This window comes from Butyrivibrio sp. AE2032, assembly GCF_000702965.1.
Genome location: NZ_JNLF01000004.1, coordinates 585,817 through 603,614, shown reverse-complemented (window position 1 = coordinate 603,614; position 17,798 = coordinate 585,817). Strand labels below are relative to the sequence as shown.

20 protein-coding genes and 1 tRNA gene are annotated in these 17,798 nt (G+C 43.8%); 19 read left to right on the top strand and 2 right to left on the bottom strand.

Features of this window, described 5'->3' with window-relative positions; translation table 11 throughout:
• Positions 1–43: 43 nt before the first annotated feature.
• Both BO18_RS16755 and BO18_RS36015 read left to right on the top strand, forming a co-directional pair.
• Entirely contained in the window at positions 44–541 is a 498-nt protein-coding gene (locus tag BO18_RS16755; RefSeq protein ID WP_034448179.1) for a COG2426 family protein, read from the top strand.
• A gap of 222 nt (positions 542–763) precedes the next feature.
• Complete coding sequence (locus BO18_RS36015) at positions 764–889, top strand: hypothetical protein (RefSeq protein ID WP_255350962.1); 126 nt, start codon at positions 764–766, stop codon at positions 887–889.
• 473 nt (positions 890–1,362) lie between these two features.
• Here BO18_RS36015 and hpt read toward each other — a convergent pair whose 3' ends face one another.
• Together hpt and BO18_RS16745 are read right to left on the bottom strand one after the other, a co-directional pair.
• A complete protein-coding gene (gene hpt, locus BO18_RS16750) occupies positions 1,363–1,908 on the bottom strand; it encodes a hypoxanthine phosphoribosyltransferase (protein ID WP_051688862.1) in 546 nt (181 codons plus the stop codon).
• Positions 1,909–1,913: 5 nt separating this feature from the next.
• Positions 1,914–2,882: a cytidylate kinase family protein gene (locus BO18_RS16745; protein WP_051688861.1), complete on the bottom strand. Its 969-nt coding sequence runs from the start codon at positions 2,880–2,882 to the stop codon at positions 1,914–1,916.
• A 162-nt stretch (positions 2,883–3,044) separates the two neighbouring features.
• Between BO18_RS16745 and BO18_RS16740 the strand changes: the two genes are divergently transcribed.
• The 17 genes from BO18_RS16740 to BO18_RS16670 all read left to right on the top strand — a co-directional run bounded on the left by BO18_RS16740 (position 3,045) and on the right by BO18_RS16670 (position 17,797).
• Positions 3,045–3,120 (top strand) — tRNA-Thr (locus BO18_RS16740).
• Between the two features lie 245 nt (positions 3,121–3,365).
• Positions 3,366–3,881 (top strand): GNAT family N-acetyltransferase, encoded by a 516-nt coding sequence (locus BO18_RS16735; RefSeq protein ID WP_034448177.1) that lies wholly within the window; start codon positions 3,366–3,368, stop codon positions 3,879–3,881.
• A 31-nt stretch (positions 3,882–3,912) separates the two neighbouring features.
• Positions 3,913–5,424: a hypothetical protein gene (locus BO18_RS16730; protein ID WP_034448176.1), complete on the top strand. Its 1,512-nt coding sequence runs from the start codon at positions 3,913–3,915 to the stop codon at positions 5,422–5,424.
• A 122-nt stretch (positions 5,425–5,546) separates the two neighbouring features.
• Positions 5,547–6,326 (top strand): hypothetical protein, encoded by a 780-nt coding sequence (locus BO18_RS16725; protein WP_034448173.1) that lies wholly within the window; start codon positions 5,547–5,549, stop codon positions 6,324–6,326.
• A 417-nt stretch (positions 6,327–6,743) separates the two neighbouring features.
• Positions 6,744–7,811 (top strand): helix-turn-helix domain-containing protein, encoded by a 1,068-nt coding sequence (locus tag BO18_RS16720; protein ID WP_034448171.1) that lies wholly within the window; start codon positions 6,744–6,746, stop codon positions 7,809–7,811.
• Positions 7,812–7,819: 8 nt separating this feature from the next.
• A complete protein-coding gene (locus BO18_RS16715) occupies positions 7,820–9,538 on the top strand; it encodes an ABC transporter ATP-binding protein (RefSeq protein WP_051688860.1) in 1,719 nt (572 codons plus the stop codon).
• A 61-nt stretch (positions 9,539–9,599) separates the two neighbouring features.
• Positions 9,600–10,250, top strand: a complete 651-nt coding sequence (locus BO18_RS16710) for a hypothetical protein (RefSeq protein WP_034448169.1) — start codon at positions 9,600–9,602, stop codon at positions 10,248–10,250.
• A gap of 23 nt (positions 10,251–10,273) precedes the next feature.
• Positions 10,274–10,570: a hypothetical protein gene (locus tag BO18_RS16705; protein ID WP_034448168.1), complete on the top strand. Its 297-nt coding sequence runs from the start codon at positions 10,274–10,276 to the stop codon at positions 10,568–10,570.
• Between the two features lie 308 nt (positions 10,571–10,878).
• Positions 10,879–11,481, top strand: a complete 603-nt coding sequence (locus tag BO18_RS16700; protein WP_034448166.1) for a metallophosphoesterase — start codon at positions 10,879–10,881, stop codon at positions 11,479–11,481.
• 74 nt (positions 11,482–11,555) lie between these two features.
• Positions 11,556–11,708: a hypothetical protein gene (locus BO18_RS34925; protein WP_185752485.1), complete on the top strand. Its 153-nt coding sequence runs from the start codon at positions 11,556–11,558 to the stop codon at positions 11,706–11,708.
• 33 nt (positions 11,709–11,741) lie between these two features.
• Entirely contained in the window at positions 11,742–12,257 is a 516-nt protein-coding gene (locus BO18_RS16695; protein WP_034448163.1) for a CbrC family protein, read from the top strand.
• Positions 12,258–12,335: 78 nt separating this feature from the next.
• Positions 12,336–12,587: a hypothetical protein gene (locus BO18_RS16690; protein ID WP_034448160.1), complete on the top strand. Its 252-nt coding sequence runs from the start codon at positions 12,336–12,338 to the stop codon at positions 12,585–12,587.
• Between the two features lie 145 nt (positions 12,588–12,732).
• Complete coding sequence (locus tag BO18_RS16685; RefSeq protein WP_051688859.1) at positions 12,733–14,592, top strand: glycoside hydrolase family 3 protein; 1,860 nt, start codon at positions 12,733–12,735, stop codon at positions 14,590–14,592.
• 205 nt (positions 14,593–14,797) lie between these two features.
• Positions 14,798–14,974 (top strand): hypothetical protein, encoded by a 177-nt coding sequence (locus BO18_RS34920; RefSeq protein WP_185752484.1) that lies wholly within the window; start codon positions 14,798–14,800, stop codon positions 14,972–14,974.
• Between the two features lie 106 nt (positions 14,975–15,080).
• Complete coding sequence (locus tag BO18_RS16680) at positions 15,081–15,281, top strand: hypothetical protein (protein ID WP_034448157.1); 201 nt, start codon at positions 15,081–15,083, stop codon at positions 15,279–15,281.
• A gap of 138 nt (positions 15,282–15,419) precedes the next feature.
• Complete coding sequence (locus BO18_RS32980; RefSeq protein WP_051688858.1) at positions 15,420–16,859, top strand: PP2C family protein-serine/threonine phosphatase; 1,440 nt, start codon at positions 15,420–15,422, stop codon at positions 16,857–16,859.
• 35 nt (positions 16,860–16,894) lie between these two features.
• The gene (locus BO18_RS16670) at positions 16,895–17,797 is read left to right on the top strand and encodes a phosphotransferase family protein (RefSeq protein WP_034448155.1); all 903 of its coding nucleotides are present in this window, start codon (positions 16,895–16,897) and stop codon (positions 17,795–17,797) included.
• The last annotated feature ends 1 nt before the right edge of the window (position 17,798 follow it).

Here is a 17,798-nt window from a genome sequence, read left to right as displayed (position 1 = left end):
TAGACCGTTATGTGTTAAATTATTGCGGTGTGGAGGAACGAATATGCCGACAATAGTTAAATACATTCTGGTTTTTTTTATTTCGATGGTCCCGATCATTGAGCTCCGTGGCGCTGTGCCTATCGGAGTTACATATTTCGGTCTGAATGAATATATAACTTTGGCTGTATGTATTGTCGGCAACATGATCCCGGTTCCGTTTATCTATCTGTTTGCCAGGAAGGTCCTTGAATGGGGAAGCACCTGGAAACATGGCAGCGGTATCTTTAAATGGATCCTCCAGAAGGGCGAGAAGGCAGGAAAGAAGCTGACCGCCAATTCTAAGAAGCATGGCGCATTTATCGCGTTGATGCTGTTTGTAGGAATACCGCTTCCCGGTACAGGTGCATGGACAGGAACTTTAGCAGCTTCCATGCTCGACTTTGATCTTAAAAAGACGACCAAGGCAGTTGTTCTCGGAGTCCTTATGGCCGGAATCATCATGCTCGTAATCAGTCTCCTCGCAAAAGCGGGCATTACTTCGGTTTCCGATCTTTTCTGAGTTTGTAACTTAAATATCATATAAATCAATGCTTTTAAGCCATTACGCATAAAATGGCAACACTTTGATATACCAAGTATTGTGCATAATGCACAATCAAATGATTTTCATTTGGTATCTTCTGCGATATTGCTAAGTGAAAGTGCAGCATATATCATTAAGCTAGCTCCAAGGAATACGGAAGCGATAACTTCCAAGTCCGAGGAAGGCCGCCCGAAGCAGATGATCGAGCAGGCGCAGGGAAGAACCAGAGTGGTAAAAAACTTGTGGCGAAGCCGTGGAAACGAAGCTGAAGATGATAATATCGAAGGTGGATACGAAGTCAGAGAGAGGAAGCTGAGGGAGTGACGAGCGAGTGGTTGAAGGTGTCTTAGGACATGCAAGCCACAGGTTGTAACAATTAGTTGATTCGGTATTCGGAACCGCGAGTAGGTGAGATGTCACCATCGACAGGAGAGAACCGATGCCGCGGCGGATGTTACACCGGATCGTGCAAACCGAGTAGCCGATATGGCTGTCGAACTGCAAGCGTCAATAAGCTGTTATGGCAGATGCGAAGCAGACCTGAATCGAATAGCGTGAAGTTCGGTGAAAGGAAACATGAAATGCACGGTGTGATAGAGGGTCGCAGCAGATCGATTAGTTGTGACGATATCACATAAAGCTCGGGTAGGTTTAGTAAAGGGCCTTTTGGTAGGAAGGAAGTGCGTAGGAAGATGAGCGTGAATGCGTGGTCTTTGTAAGTAATCTAATTTGGTTCGTTGGAGCAAAAAACGAGATCCCGGTGATTCAGGTCATCGGGATCTTTTGTGTTTGAGATATTATTTTTTCTTGGGTATCTGGGCGATGTAAGGAAGGTTTCTGCCTATCTCGTCATGATCGAGGCCGTAACCTGCGAGCCAAAGATCGTTGATCTCGAATCCGTAATACTTGACCGGTATCGTCATAAGCAGTCTGTCGGGATTGAGAAGCATCGTGCAGAGCGTGATGTCTGCAGGTTTTTTCATCTCAAGATTCTGGATTATGTAGGCAGTCGTAAGACCGGTCCTTATTACGTCTTCGACAACGAGTACGTGCTTATTGGTGATATCGATATCGACATCCTTTATTATCCTGACAATGCCTGTCTTTGATGTTGTATCCGGGATATTTGAAAAGCCGACCATATCGATCTTTACCGGAAGATCGATCGCTCTTGTAAGATCGGAAAGGAAATATAAGGAGCCGCGGATGACGCCGATAACGACAAGTTCTTTGTCCTTATAGTCTTCAGTTATCTGTGCTCCGAGTTCTTTTACTCTGGCTTTGATCGTTTCTTCGCTGTAGACAACGTGTTCGATATTGAGTGTTTCTTCGAGATTAGCCACTTAGATCAATCCCCCTGGGTTGTATCACCCTGGCCCCCGAATTGCTTCAGACGGTCCAGGAGTTCCATGAAATCCTTCTTATAAACGATACGGATGTTTGTGCCGGGATATAGTTCCCTTACAAGGCGCATCTTCTTGTTTTTCTTAGTCACATAACGCTGATCCATCGTCGTGAGTTCAAGATACAGATTAAACTTTGGCAGGTAGAAGTCCGGAGATATCGCCATGGTGACATTGCCTTCAGCGTCCCATTCGACGGGAAACGTCTTGGGCTCATAAAGCCATTCGATGTTGTACATCGTCAGTATCTTTGCGAACTCTTCTTCAGTCTCATTTTTGAAAACGACTTTACGCGTCTGATGATCTATGGTACCTGATTTTTTGTTGGATTGTGCGAGCCTGACTCTGATATCGTGCTTTCTGGCCAGTTCGATTATCGAATCGACGCATTCATCGACGCTAAGCCTGTCGGTGTTGAGGATAAGGTCAAACTGCTCCGGATTGGTAATATCAGCACCGTAAACTGTGCGGACGAATTTTCTGTGCTTGCGGTCGGCTATGTTGAGAACCTCAACCGCTTCATCGGCCGTAATCCTGTACTGCCGGGCTATTAAGTTGAGACGCGTGGTCTCGCTTGCAATGACTCTAACATGAATTGTTCCCGGGAAACCTGCAAGCAGAACACTGCCTCCCATTCCGAGGATGACAAGATTCCTGTCCTTTGCCTGGGTTGCCATCTCACGGATCCTCTCGACGAGTATGTCCGCATATGTTCTTTTGCCGCCTGGAACTGTTGTCGAAAAGAATTTGGCGCTCTCGTTCAGTCTGTCAAGAGTTCCGCAGTTTATCTCTCCAAAGAAATTCTCTAGTGCGTATTTGCGCGATATCACCTTTGTGCCGAGGCGTAAGGCAAGTTCTTCGGCGATCTCATCGCCTAAACTTCCGTTCTGCCTTGAGATTGTGATTATCGCCATAAAAACCCCCAAAAGGACCTGATATGACAATTATACCCCAATAGTATAGGTGCTCAAAATGCGAAAAGAAGCAAATCTGATAAAAAACCTGAAAAAAATGCAGAAATCTGTTTGACTTTGAATAAACGATTAGTTATAATCTTGCGTGCTTAAGGCGTAATTGCCATCTTAGCTCAGTTGGTAGAGCAGCTGATTTGTAATCAGCAGGTCGTGGGTTCGAGTCCCACAAATGGCTCCATTACTAAAACCCTTGAAAACATAGCGTTTCAAGGGTTTTTCTTTTGCCCGGGGAATCGTTAGATAAGCAATAAAAGGACCGAAATGGTAACTATTTGGTAACCATGCTCAGGATTTTGGTTAACGTTTGGTTAACGTCTGAGATTTTTCTGCTTATTTATTCCGTCCAACTTCCGGGGTTCACTTCAGACCAGCCATCGGTCGTATGATACAATTTGTTAGATAAATCGGGAGTTGGAGGAATCTATGTTAAGACTCAGACAGTATAAGGAAGCTGATGCCGAGACGATCTCACAGTGGATACAGGACAAAGATACCTTTATGAAATGGGGCGGAGAACTCTTCGGTGATTTTCCGATTAATGGAGACATCATAGCCGATGTATATAAGAACAAGAATGGTCTTTGCATGGAAAAGGATAATTTCTATCCCTGGATCGCCTTTGATGAAAGCGGTGCCGTCGGACACTTTATCATGAGATATCTTAACGGTGATAATAAGACGCTTAGGTTCGGCTGGGTCATCGTTGACGGAAATATACGCGGAAAAGGCTATGGTACTGAGATGCTCCGTCTGGGAATGAAATATGCCTTTGAGATCCTCGGAGTAGAAAAGATTACGATCGGTGTTTTTGAGAATAATAGTCGTGCACATGCATGTTATAAGAGAGTCGGATTCCATGATACGGAGATCGTAAAAAAAGATCCATGGAATGTAGTGGAGATGGAGATACTGAAGGAAGAATATCTATCTGCTAATTGACTTTGCTTTTCATTTAATGGGGATAAGACCAATGAGAGAATTAGTCAGGTATACATGTGCGACTTGCGGCGGCGCTCTGATCGTTAACAGAAGCGAAGAAGTATTTAAGTGCCCTTTCTGCGGAAATGGTTTCGATGCTGCCAAAATGCATAAAAGAGAGATCCTGAATGATGCGGAAACAAACATGAAGCAAACGGAGTTCAATGCCGCCAAAGATAAGTTTGATTCCATTCTGAAAAGTGAACCACAGGATTTCGATGCTCTTAAGGGTATTGTGCTCTGCGCGGGAAAACTCAGAAGTCTCGAATCTTTCCAGTCGATGGACAGGATTAGGTCCTGTGAGTGGACGGGCATGGTTAATGAGCTGACTGATGTAAAGAAGCGCGCAAAGAAAGAAGATGTTCCATTTTTCACAAGGATCGGAGAACTGCTTGTTACCATAGAAGAACAGACCAGGCTCCAAAGTGAGCTGACTAATGCAGAAAATAAATCCAAGAATGAGATTGCAAAACAAAATCAGACAGAGGAAAGCGGTCGTGGATTACTGTGCTTTTTCATGTTCCTGTTTATACTGTTGACTCTGGGAGTTTTCGTAAGCGGTACCCCCGTGTCAGGCATATATTGTGGCATAGGATGTGCTGTTTTATTTATAATTATTGTAGTACTGGTCAAGGTGACGGGACATTTTGGTAGTAATTCCCATAAAAAGAAAATGTATTACATCAGGAAAGAGTTAATTGAAACCAGAAAAAAGCTCGATGAGATTGAGAATAAGTATGACAACTATTACCGTGAGTTATTGTTGATGGATCATTCCGGCTCGGATAAGCAGGCACCGGTGTACAGCTCGCTTCAGGATTATTCAGAGGAGCAGGGAATGAATAACAGTATCAAGGTGACTTGCACTCAATGCGGTGCTGAACTGCTCCCTGACAAGGAGAATAAGATCTACAGATGCACTCACTGTGGCGTGTCGTATGGAAGCTCGGTCATCTTTGACAGGGATGCTGCATCCAAGGCCAGAAAATCCTTAGCGATTGGAGAGTTTAATGACGCAGACATATGGTACAAATGTATTCTTATGACATGCTCCTACGATTTTGAAGCATTGCGGGGACGCATCCTTTGCGCGGGCAAATGGAAATCTTTTAACGATGTTGAGGTTCCTTCCGCTTTATCAACAGTCAGGATCAAGAATGTCAGAGAACGTGCCGAAGAAGGTAAGCTCCGCGCATGGGAGAAAGACAAAGAGTTTTTTTCACTTTGCATAAAGCTTATCAACACGTTTGAACTCCTTTGGAAGAAAGAGACGGAGATCAAGCCTGTTAAACAAAAATGGGAGCATTACAAGAGATACCAGGATATTTTTGCTGAATATATTGTTTACGAGCCGTTATTAAGTTATTCTGCAACCCAATCTACAGCTAAAGACCTCGAAAGAAAGCTTAAACCGCTTATCGAAGAAAGAGACAAGATCAAAAAAGACCTTTTTAAAGTGCGCAAGGCTATAACAGATTTTGAGAACAACAGAGGAAAAAGTTAACGAATGATAGTCATCTAGCAACATGCTCAATAACGCCATATTGTTTTGTTGTGAAGAAAAAGACGGTTTTCTGAAGTAAATACATAGTGTCTGAATTAATTGATTTCAGAGGGGGCAGGATTATGGATAACACTTTAGTTTATTCGATAATCACTACGGTCAGTGCTATCGCATTTCTTGTGGGAACAGTCCTGCTGATCGTATCGATAGTTTTCACTGCAAAGGGTAAAAAAACATTTGTTGCAGGAATCATTTGCGGCGCTTTGATCGTTTTTTGCGGAATGATTTTTTTCGTATACGGATTATTTGGACAGCTTATAATCGGAATAAACACTATAGTCAGCAATATACCTGCAGTGACAGAGTTTACTCCTGCCGAAGGCTCTAGACCAATCTCTGGGACGTTTAAGATCGATGGAGATGAAGTCACGCTTCCTTGTACCGTTGATGATCTGACTAAATTGGGGTACGACACGGATTACGAGTATTTCGACGGATGTATTATGCTGTGGATATTTGGCAGCGATAATATGCATTACGATGCTCCGCAGTTCTTTGTGTATTTAGACAGAAGCTACGGTTATGACAGCTATGCCCATACAAGAGGTTTTGACCAGGTCGCTGCTGTAAAAATCAGAAATGATTTGGGAATCGGGTTTGAACTGAATGACATTGCATTCGGTATGACTAAAGAAGATTTTATCGCGCAATACGGAACTCCTGCTTATGAGATCGATAATTCGTTCTATGGCGATAGCCTCTATTATCTTGGCGATAACGGTGTCATCTACAGGCTTAATTTCGGAAGTGTTGATGGGAGTGGGAATCTTGTACTTGTTGGGGTTATGGTTGGAACTTCTGAATACATGGAGCGGGAGATGACAGGTCTTTATCATATCTGATAAGTCTTTTGGGGTGTTTTCGCGAGTTCTCGAAAACAATAAATGCTATGGTAAAAAACATAACCATGCTCAGGATTTTGGTTAACGTCTGAGATTTTTCTGCTTATTTATTCCGTCCAACTTCCGGGGTTCGCTTCATGCGGTCATTTCGTACACATGCGCTGAAAGTAAGAGCCATGGAACCTGCTAATAAGAGTGTCGTGATTCTCTTCATTCCTTTCATGGCTCTGCCTCCTGATTAATATGTTTTCTTTGTCTGAAATTATAGAGAATAAAATAGATTGATGTCTGCTTTTTGTGAAACTACCCTCCCTGTTGGTATAAAAATAAATATCCAAATAGTATTGGCAGTCAGTTCAAACCGGAGTTGATTTCCGCTATCATTAGATCAAATGAAGTTTCAAAGGAGTGACGGACATGGAACTCAAACTGGCTGAAAACATCAAGAGAATGAGAAAAGAACGTTCGCTTACACAGGAAGCATTGGCAAATGCTTTGGGCGTTACGGTGGGTGCAGTTTATAAGTGGGAGGCAAACCTTACGTCTCCTGAGATCAGTATGCTCGTCAGGATCGCCGATCTTTTTGATACATCTGTTGATAACCTTTTGGGTTATGAGATGGCGGATAAGAGAAAGGGAATGATCACAGATCATATCTATGAACTGTTGGGTAAAAAAGACCGTTCGGTATTCGAAGAAGCGGAGAAAGCACTTGTTAAATATCCTAATGATTTCGGTGTGATCGTTGCTGCCGGAAATGTGTTTTCCGCATTCGGTATCGAAGAGAAGAATAACGATATGATGAAGAGAGCGATTTCGCTTTTCGAAAAAGCATTGGTGATCGTTCCATATGATATCAATCCGCGTTTTGGAAGGCTCTCGCTGATAGGCAGCATTGCGCTTCTGTATTTCCTGACAGGTGATAGTGACAGAGCTATTTCCATGATGCTCAAAAACAATGAAGCCGGTGTCTTCAATTCGAAGATCGGATTGCTTACATCTTTGAGCGGCGATAGCGGAGATGATTGCTACAGAAAGCTGATCTTAAGTTTTACCGAACTCACTTTCGAGATGATCAACACTACTTCGGGACTGCTCTTCTACTATAAAAATATAGGTGATCTAAACAGGATCAAGATGCTCTCAAGATGGTGCATCGAGTTTACTGAAACTATCAGAAAAACGGACGAAATGTGTTTCTTTGATAAGACGAAGTGTTCGTATTTAACCTCGGAAAGTTATGCGTATTTCAAGAGCGGTGATAAAGAAAAAGCGGAAGAGCTTCTTATAGAAGCAAGAGATCTGGCAGACGTTTTCGACACTTCAGAAGAGAAAACGACAGACATCATCAAGCTGTTTGAAAGCCACAACGCTGTTAGTACATTCAGCCTGCTAGGTGAGACTGCAAAAGAATCGATCGATTATACACTCTGTCTGATCAATGACAAGAAATTCAACGCGTTGTGGAATAAGATCAACAGGTAGGTATTCACATGAAAAACAAAAACTTATATGTGGAACTGAAATCTCAGTTCCATAGGGACAACCATGTCTTTTTTATCCTTTCGGTTATCGGTGCACTCCTGTCGGGACTGATGGGAATCGCTATCTCCTGGTTTATGGGAGAACTGATAGATACGGCCTCCGGAAACGGCAGATGGAGCATTAGTGAGCTCCTGATAATATGCATTCTGATCGCTGTGTTTTTCCTGTTTTCTTCATATCTGACTTACTATGCAAAACCGAGATATATCAGGAAAGCTATGCGGAATTATAAGGAGACTCTGTTTGCCGAACTCACGAAGAAAAACATCATGTCTTTCCGTTCTGAAAGCAAGTCAACTTATCTGTCAGCACTGACCAATGACAGCATCTCGATCGAGACAAATTATCTGGATAAAGAGTTCTGGTTTATATACAGGCTAACGTTGTTTTTTACATCGCTTGGCATGATGATCTACTACTCACCTTTGCTGACACTGATTGCGATCGCCGTGACTTTGCTGCCGCTTGTTGTATCACTTGCATCAGGTAAGAAACTGAGCAAAGCTGAAGTTAATGTTTCTGATATGAATAAGAGTTTTACGGCAACAATAACTGACTGTCTTAACGGTTTTTCAGTAGTGAAAGCATTCCGTGCAGAGAAACCTGTTACGGGTCTTTTCTCATCAGAGAATACAAAACTTGAAAACTCTAAATTTTCCAGAACGAGTCTTCAGATCCTGATCAGCACGCTGGGCCAGTTTGCCGGTGTAGTTGCACAGGTCACAGTATTTTTCGCGGGAGCATATATGGCTTTTGCGGGGAAGGGAATTACAGCAGGCACGGTCATGATCTTCGTAAATCTGATGAACTTTGTTGTTGCTCCCGTAGCAGAACTTCCGGGTCTTTTAGCAGCCAGGAAAGCATCAAGAGCGCTGATAGAAAAGATCGCAAAATCTCTTGGCGAGAGCGTTTGCACAGGCGGAAGCACAGAGCTTTCTGCTCTTGAAAAAGGAATATCGGTTAAAGAAGTATCTTTCTCATATGAAGAAGGAAAAGAAGTCCTTCACGATGTGTCATTCGATTTTGAAGCAGGCAAATCTTATGCGATCGTAGGCGCTTCGGGAAGCGGTAAATCAACTCTTTTAAATCTCATTATGTCCGGTGCTTGCGGCGCCGGATACAGCGGCAAGATCAGATGGGATGACACGGATCTTAAGGATTCGTCTTCGGATTCGTTTTTTGACCAGGTGTCGTCGATCGATCAGAATGTGTTTGTATTTAATTCTTCGATCAGGGACAACATCACGATGTTCCGTGATTTCCCTGAGGATGAGATAAAAGATGCCATCAGGAGATCCAATCTTAACGAACTGATAGAAGAACGCGGAAGTAATTATCTTTGCGGTGAAAGCGGAAATGCATTATCAGGAGGAGAGAAGCAGAGAATATCCATTGCAAGAAGTCTTCTTAAAAAATCTTCTGTCCTTGTTGCCGATGAGATCACAGCAGCACTTGATTCACAGACTGCATATAAAGTTTCATCTGATATTCTGGACCTTACAGGCATAACGAGGATCGTTGTCACTCATTCGCTTGAAGAAAGGTTAATGCGCAGATACGATAAGATCCTCGTCATGAGGGACGGAAGGATAGAAGAGCAGGGAACTTTCGATGAGCTGATGGCAATGAAGAAATATTTCCACGCGCTTTATATGGTTAAGGTATAAGCCTTGATGAGATGGTAAAATACATCTGTCGGAGAAATCTTATCAGGAGCCAGAACAGAACATGAAATACGGCGAATCAACATTTGATGTCTTGTATCTTGTCTTCGCGATACTTACAGGCATCGTGATACTGATAAAGCATCGCAATAAAAACGATGTCCTCATGGGGACGGCGGCATTGGTATTAGGACTCGGTGATTCGTTCCATCTTGTTCCGAGAGTATTGAATTATTTCATTGATAAAGATTTCACGTGGTATCTGGGATTTGGTAAGCTTGTAACTTCCATTACCATGACCATCTTTTACATCCTTGTTTTCCTGCTCTATAAATGCGTCTACAACAAGGATGACAAGAACACAAAAAACGTTGGCATCACAATCTGTATTCTTGCTGCGATGAGAATCGCTCTTTGCCTGGCGCCGGGAAACAACTGGTTTACGGGTGAAGGATCAATGCTGTGGGGAGTTATCCGCAATCTGCCGTTCATCGTTATCGGCGGCATAGTTGTTTATCTCTATTTCAAAGTGCGGAAAGAAGACAAGTATCTCGGCAGATTATGGCTCTATACGACATTGTCTTTCCTGTTTTATATTCCGGTTGCGATATTTGCACCGTTGCTTCCTATACTGGGGATGCTGATGCTTCCCAAGACGGTATGCTATATACTTATGCTGATTTCTTTTATCAGGAAGGAGCAAAAAGATGGCTGATTTTGAATTGAAGGTAGGTCCCGTTGAGGCTTGTAAGATCGATCCCTAAGCTGGATCAGATAATCGCAGCTCTCAGCCAGGCTATACTTACAAAGAAGATCCCCCCTGAAGCAGGCGGCGACATCATGAAAAAGGCGTCCGGATTTTTGAGCGTTGTCATATGGAGAAATATCGGCGGCGGATTCATCAGTTCCAATATCGGTTATGGTGTAAATATCAACGGAACTAATGCGTTCGTTTACAACAGGATCGGAAGAAGACTTCAGGGTGACGCATCATGTGATGTCACAAGTTTTTACGAAGAACTTAAGAAGCTGTAAGCGGAAATAAAAATTTTTCGAGCAGTTTCCGACGCAAAAAAACATCTTAAAAGTATTAATAATATGGAGCCCGAAAACCGTACGGCTATTGGGTTCTTTTGATTTCAGTAAATTCGAAAATAGGCCGACTTATACCAACGCACAAGTACGACCGCTTTTGCGAAAAAACTGTTTATGTTTTGGGATAATAATCAGATTTCTGCTCCAACACGTTCATTATACCAAGGCGCTATTGCCTTATCTGTACTATAATGATTCTTGTCATTTATTAATTTTTCTACACCATTGCTGATGGGGGACAGCGCATAATGAGCAACTGGTATACTGCGGATACTCATTTCGGCTCGGATTCAAAAGAGGTCTTGGTTCGTGATAACCGGCCGTTCAAGGATATTAATGAGTATACAAAAGAGCAGATAAGGATCTGGAACGAACAGGCATCTTCGGATGACACCATATACGTCATCGGAGATTTTTGTAACTGCTTTCCTAAGCTTGAAAACGATTTCAGGAGCGGTATTGCCGTATCAAAGCAGATAAATGCGCACATCATCCTCATTATCGGAAACAATGAGCAGCGTGCCATCGACGTATATTTTGACGGTTCTTTTGAAAAGTTCCGCGAATACTGCCTGAATGATCCCTCATGCAAATTCGATGACGTAAAGCTGAATGACTATGTCGATATAAAGGGTGAGAAGTTCTTCCTGACGCATAAGCCTACTGACCACGCTAAAGACTGTCAGACCCTGTTCGGCCACACGCACAGATACGGCGGGCTATGGAAGCCTTTCGGATTTAATGTCGGCGTTGACTTGAACCACTTCAGACTATTCAGTGATGACGACATAATGTTTATGCTCGGCAAAAAGAAGAAATACTGGGACGAGGACATGGCGATCAACAGTTAAGAATAAAGCCTTCCGCCTGCCCACTATACCTTTCGGGGCAACAGATGTAAGAAAAGATGTAAGGGAGAACTCAAATGGATACAAAGGAATTAGGTTCGTTCATATCTTCTCAGAGAAAAGCTCAGGGATTAACGCAAAAAGAACTTGCGGACAATAGTAAAAAGAATAATCAGGAATTGTACGAGCCAGGAGCAATCCTGGCTCGTATTGTATATTGGAACATATAATCAATAGTTTTAACGATTAAGGAGAATATAGGTATGGGAAAAATACAGTTTAAATATCATCCCAATATTTATGAGGATGACGTTCTTGTTCATAAGAGCGGTATATGTCAGTGCTGCGGTAAACAAATAAGCGAGTATATCGAACATATTTATTCAGCAGAGGATGTCGATTGCATATGTTTACAATGTGTAAGCGATGGAACTGCAGCCCAAAAGTTTGATGCGGAATTTGTTTCGTGGGCGGAACCTGTCAGTGATCCTGAAAAAAGTGATGAACTGTTTCATAGAACCCCCGGATATCTTGGATGGCAAGATGAAAACTGGCTTGCATGTTGTGATGATTACTGCCAATATCTTGGGCGGGTCGGAATTGATGAATTAAATGATCTTGGGATAAAAGACGAAGTGCTGCAGGAATATGCCAAGCGTGAAGACGCATATCCATTGGAAGAAGTTGAAGAGTATTTGTATAAGGACGGAGATATGTCGGGATATCTGTTCAAATGCATCCATTGCAACAAATATCATCTTTGGGTGGATGCAAATTAATTAGAACGATAAATCCCGAATAACCCTCCCAGTTATGATGGCATAACAATATGGAAATTCTCAGATACCCGGCTCATAATGCAACGGGGCGAAAACTACCGCTTCATCCCGGCAACGGTGATCGAGCCTGCCATGGAGATAATCAGAAAGTATGAGATCGATAAGTGGGAAGAATATAAGGGCCACCTTAGCGGAATGATGGGCGGCAACCGGTCTGTCAGTTACTGGGATGGCGGGAAGATGGCCGGTGCGTCAATGGACCAAATGCCGGGTGTGTCAGGCGCTTATTTTGACCTGAAGGAGCTGTTTACGACGGCACAGGACGGCTGACAGGCTCAAGATCATATATTTTCTGCCGTTCTTCACTTAAATTACATAATACCTACACATAAAAAACAGGCAGCGTTGTTATAATCCATTCATAAGCATGGAGAAGATCCGTTAAAGGAGCTTCTCCACAGGAGGGGAAACTGTTATGAAAAGAGCGCTCATTCCGGTGTTGGTTTTTTCTCTGATCTTACCTGTGGCCGCATGCAGACCGCAAGAGATTGAGATGTCCACTGAAACAACCCAAGATAACTTCGACTATAAGTATCAGAGATATGCGGCTATGTCTCCCGAAGAGATCGTCGCGGAAATGACTCTGGAACAGAAGGCCGCCCAGATGGTACAGCCGATCCTTTATAATTCGAAGATCCAGGGAATGCAGGATTATTGTTACGGAAGCATCTATGGTGATGAAGGAGTACATACTGCTGCAGAGTGGAGTAAGATCGTTGATGATTATCAGAAAGCCGCTATTGAGTCTGAAGCCGGAATACCTTTCCTGATGGCTCAGGATGATGTTCATGGTGTCGGATACTGCACCGGTGCTGTTTACTTTCCGCATAATATCGGAATAGGTGCTGCAGGTGACGAGGAGCTTGCTTATCAGATGGGACTCATCACGGCCAATGAAGCCAAGCAGTGTCACATGATGTGGAACCTTTACCCCTGCGTAGCCCAGTCTGCAGATCCCAGATGGGGCAGGACTTATGAATGCTACAGTTCGGATATCGAAACCATAAAAAGACTTTCCACGGCATATACGAGAGGCCTTGTCGACGGCGGAGTCATAGCCTGCTCGAAACACTTTTTCGGTGACGGTAACGTGTTATTCGGTACGGGAGATCATGAAGAATACAGTTACATAAGCCTTATAGACAGAGGTAATGCTTCGCTTTCAGAAGAAGAGATCAATGAGCTCCTTTCGGTTTATCAGGCCCAGATCGATGCCGGTGTGCAGACCATAATGGTCAGTTATTCTTCACTCAACGGGGTAAAGATGCATGAGAACGGTGAATACATCTGGAAGCTGAAGAACGAGATGGGCTTTGAGGGATTTGTCGTAAGCGACAGCATGGCCATACAATATACTTCCCCGGACACCTATGAGGAACAGGTCATCACGGCGATCAACAGCGGTATCGATATGCTCATGGAAGGCGAAAGATATGCAGAAGCACGGAAGATCATCGTTGCCGGAGTTAACAGCGGAAAGCTCTCAACAGAGCGTGTTGATGATGCAGTCACAAGGATAATAAAAGTTAAGAAAGATGCCGGTCTTTTCGACGATCCGTATTGCGAGAACATAACGGTCAGCAGCGAAGTGGGCTCAGCAGAATCGAGAGCAGTGGCAGAGCAGCTTGTTGAAAAGAGTCTTGTCCTTCTCAAAAATGAAAATAACACCCTGCCGATCAAAGAAGGAACCAAAGTTTTGATATTGGGACCTGCAGCTGATAACTGCGCGGCTCAGGTCGGCGGATGGACTTTGGGATGGAATAAGAGTCCTGTTGCCGATATCGAGGGCGTTACCACCATAAAAGAAGCATTTATGGAGAATGCTGATGAATACGGCATCGAAGTCATAACTGATCCGGATCGTTTCGGCGAAGCGGATGTGATCATCCTCTGTGTCGGTGAAGATGCCTATGCCGAGTGGTTCGGCGATTCCATGGATCTCAGCCTGAACGGGAATAACGGCCTGACCAATAACATGCGCGCGGTCAATCAGGCCAAGTCGCTCGGCAAACCTGTTGTTGCCTGCATCGTAGCCGGACGACACCTCTTCCTGGGCAAGTCGTATTATGACACCTGGGATAGTGTGGTCATGTGTTATCTGCCCGGTTCTGAAGGAAAGGGGGTCTCGGATGTCCTTTGCGGATATGCCGATTTTACAGGACGTCTTCCCTCACCGTGGTATGGATCAGACAGGCAGATAATAGGTCTGAATGACTGCTTATTTGAAAAAGGGTACGGATTGTCTTATGGAGACAACTTCGTGCCCCGGACATGAGCAATGAAAAAGAGATTTGTATTTGTATTGCCTGTAACATGGCTTGTTTTATCGGGGTTTATTACATCGACAAGAGACTGATATCCGTTCCTTATGCAGTAAGCATAATCGTTTCTCTGGTCATTCTGATGATCAATGCCTTTATTGTTTTTTAGGTCAGATCAGGCAAAGGTCTTAAGATTCCGATGTTATGGAGATGCAGATAATGCGGATATCTGGAGATTTCTATACTCTTCGTTCTGTTGAAGTCGATGGAAGTGATATGAGGCTTAAGAAGCATCGTCTATATGAAACGAAAGAAGATGCAGTGAGTGTGATGGAAAGTGAGAGGAAGAAGCGCGACTCAGAAGTATGGGTCGATATCGCCAATGGTGAAGTCTGAACGCTTTTGTTCTATAAGGATACTCAGGGATAGGCTATTTGTTCATATGATAAAATAGCTTAGGGATGACGAAGGGCTCCTTCGTCGAGAAAATAATACTCAGGAAGTGGGCGCGATAGGGACGGCTCTTGTTGTAGCTGCAGGCATAAACGGTGTTGATGTATTGGAACTTGCGAAAAAGATCGTTAAAGCCGACCATATCTATGTTCCGGATCCTAAGAATAAAGATGTGTATGAACGCAACTATAAAGTATTCAAGAAGCTTTATAAGACCAATGCCTCGAATTTCAGAGAGCTGAATCAATAAGATTTTTCTATCGGTTTACACTTACACAATATTCTGAAAACAGAATGATAGTACTATAAACATAGCGTTTACTGTTTTCAGGAAGAACACAGACTGTATATAGATCTATTCAGATTTTCAAGTGCCAGGGAGGCATCTATGAGCAAAGAGGGTGTATCTGTCAACTCTGAAAGTATCCTTAGAGAGAACGAGACCAAAGCGAACCGCATGCTGACGCTGATCTTGAACGTTACGATCCTGGTCGTCGTGGTGACCTGGTTGTTGTTTGAGAGCGGGTTCTTCTATATACGTATTCATTTCAGGGCTCTCATGATCTTCAACGTTGTTATCATGGGCATTGCGAGCGGTATCAGCCGGTACTTTAAGTATGAGAAGAAATGGATCAAATATCTGCTGATGGGAACGCTTACTCTCGTATATGCCGGTACGACCTCTGCACTTACTTACAATGTGGCATTACTTATCGCGATCCCCATCATCCTTTCGGTAAGGTATTTCAGCAAGAGATATACGATGTTTATAGCCGTGTTATCGATCGTGGTGTTCTTCATAGCTTATCTTTACGGCGCTAATCACGGCATGCTCGATCTGAATTTTGTCCAATATGAGCCCGGAACGACAATAGTCACGAATGACCAGATGTGGCTTGATGATGCTGTAAGGGACATTCCGTATGACGGGATGCTGATGATCCAGAATACGATGATATCCAATTATTTCGTCAAGCTCCTGCAGTATGTCATTATTGCCGTGTCGGCAGTCAAGCTCGTCGGACATTGCCAGGATGTCATGCAGAAGCAGAAGGAACTTACCGAGAGCAGTGCAAGGATCGGAGCAGAACTCGATATGGCATCGAACATCCAGAACAGCATGCTCCCGAATCTTTTCCCGGCATTCCCCGAGAGGAAAGAATTCGAGATATACGCATCGATGAATCCTGCCAAGGAAGTCGGAGGAGACTTCTATGACTTCTTCCTTATAGATGATGACCATCTGTGTATGGTTATAGCAGATGTTTCCGGCAAAGGCGTTCCTGCCGCACTCTTCATGATGGCATCGAAGATCATCCTTGCCAACAATGCCAAGTCGGGCAAATCCCCTGCGCAGATACTTGAGGACACGAATAATACTATCTGCAGCAACAATGAGAACAATATGTTTGTAACGGTATGGCTTGGCATCCTCGAGATATCGACCGGTAAGGTCATCGCTGCAAATGCAGGCCATGAATATCCGGCAATAATGTCGCCTGACGGCACGTTCTCGCTCTTTAAGGATAAGCACGGCTTCGTAGTCGGAGGAATGGAAGGTGTGAAATATAAGGAATATGTGGTTCAGCTTGAACCCGGTTCCAAGATATTCGTATATACAGACGGAGTTCCCGAGGCAACGAACCATGGTGATGAACTTTTCGGTGTTGAGCGAATGGTAAGAGCATTGAACATCAATTCCAAAGATACCGCCAAGGATCTTCTCGGAGATATGAGGCATGCAGTTGACGGATTCGTACAGAATGCGCCGCAGTTTGATGATCTTACCATGCTTTGTCTGGAATATAAGGGACCTGTTGATAAATAAAACGGTTATAAGCACCTGGATCGGAGGATATATTCATGACTGACAGACCCATGCGCGAGATCTCGATAGAGGGTTGCGAAGTACTCGGCAAAGGCGGGAACGGCATTGTTTACAAGCTGGATCCTGAGACCATAGTTAAGGTCTATTTCGGCAAGCGCAACAGTATGGAAAAGATTGATCAGAACAGGGAAGTGACAAAGAAAGCTTTTGTTCACGGTGTCCCGACGACGATCGCTTTTGATATGGTCAAGGTTGGGGAGAACTACGGCGTTGTCTACGAGATGATCAATGCCAGGTCCCTGGCACAGGAGATCGCGGCTAATCCTGACAGACTGGATATGTATGCAGACATGATCGCAGATACATTGAAAGTTCTTCACCATACTGAATTTGAACCCGGCTCGCTCACTGATTCAAGAGAACGGTGCAAGGCTGACATACAGGCGACCTACAAAGCGGGTTTCTACACAGAGGCGCAAGTCGAGCACCTGTATAAGATCGTCGATCAGATCCCTTACAGAAATACGTTTATCCATCAGGATTTCCATCCCGGCAACCTGATGATGCAAAACGGAGAGATCGTCCTTATTGATGTTGAAGATTCAGGTCTCGGTCATCCCGTTCTCGATCTGTCGTCGATGTATCTTGTCTATGTCACCGCTGCCAAGACGAATTGGAAGTCGACGAACATGGGAATTACCAAAGAACAATTCTCGCGCATTTGGGATATCGTTATCAGGAAGTATTTCAACACCAATGATCCTAAAGAGATCGCTGAGATCAACCGGATCCTCGAAGGTTATTCGATGATCAAGCTTATCAGAGGACTGGCAACTTCGCCGTCGGTTCCCGGTATTCTCCGTAAGCCTCTTTCTGCTTCGAAAAAGAAGGCAATGTTCAAGGTGATCGATACCCTTCATCCGATCCCCGAACTGTAAC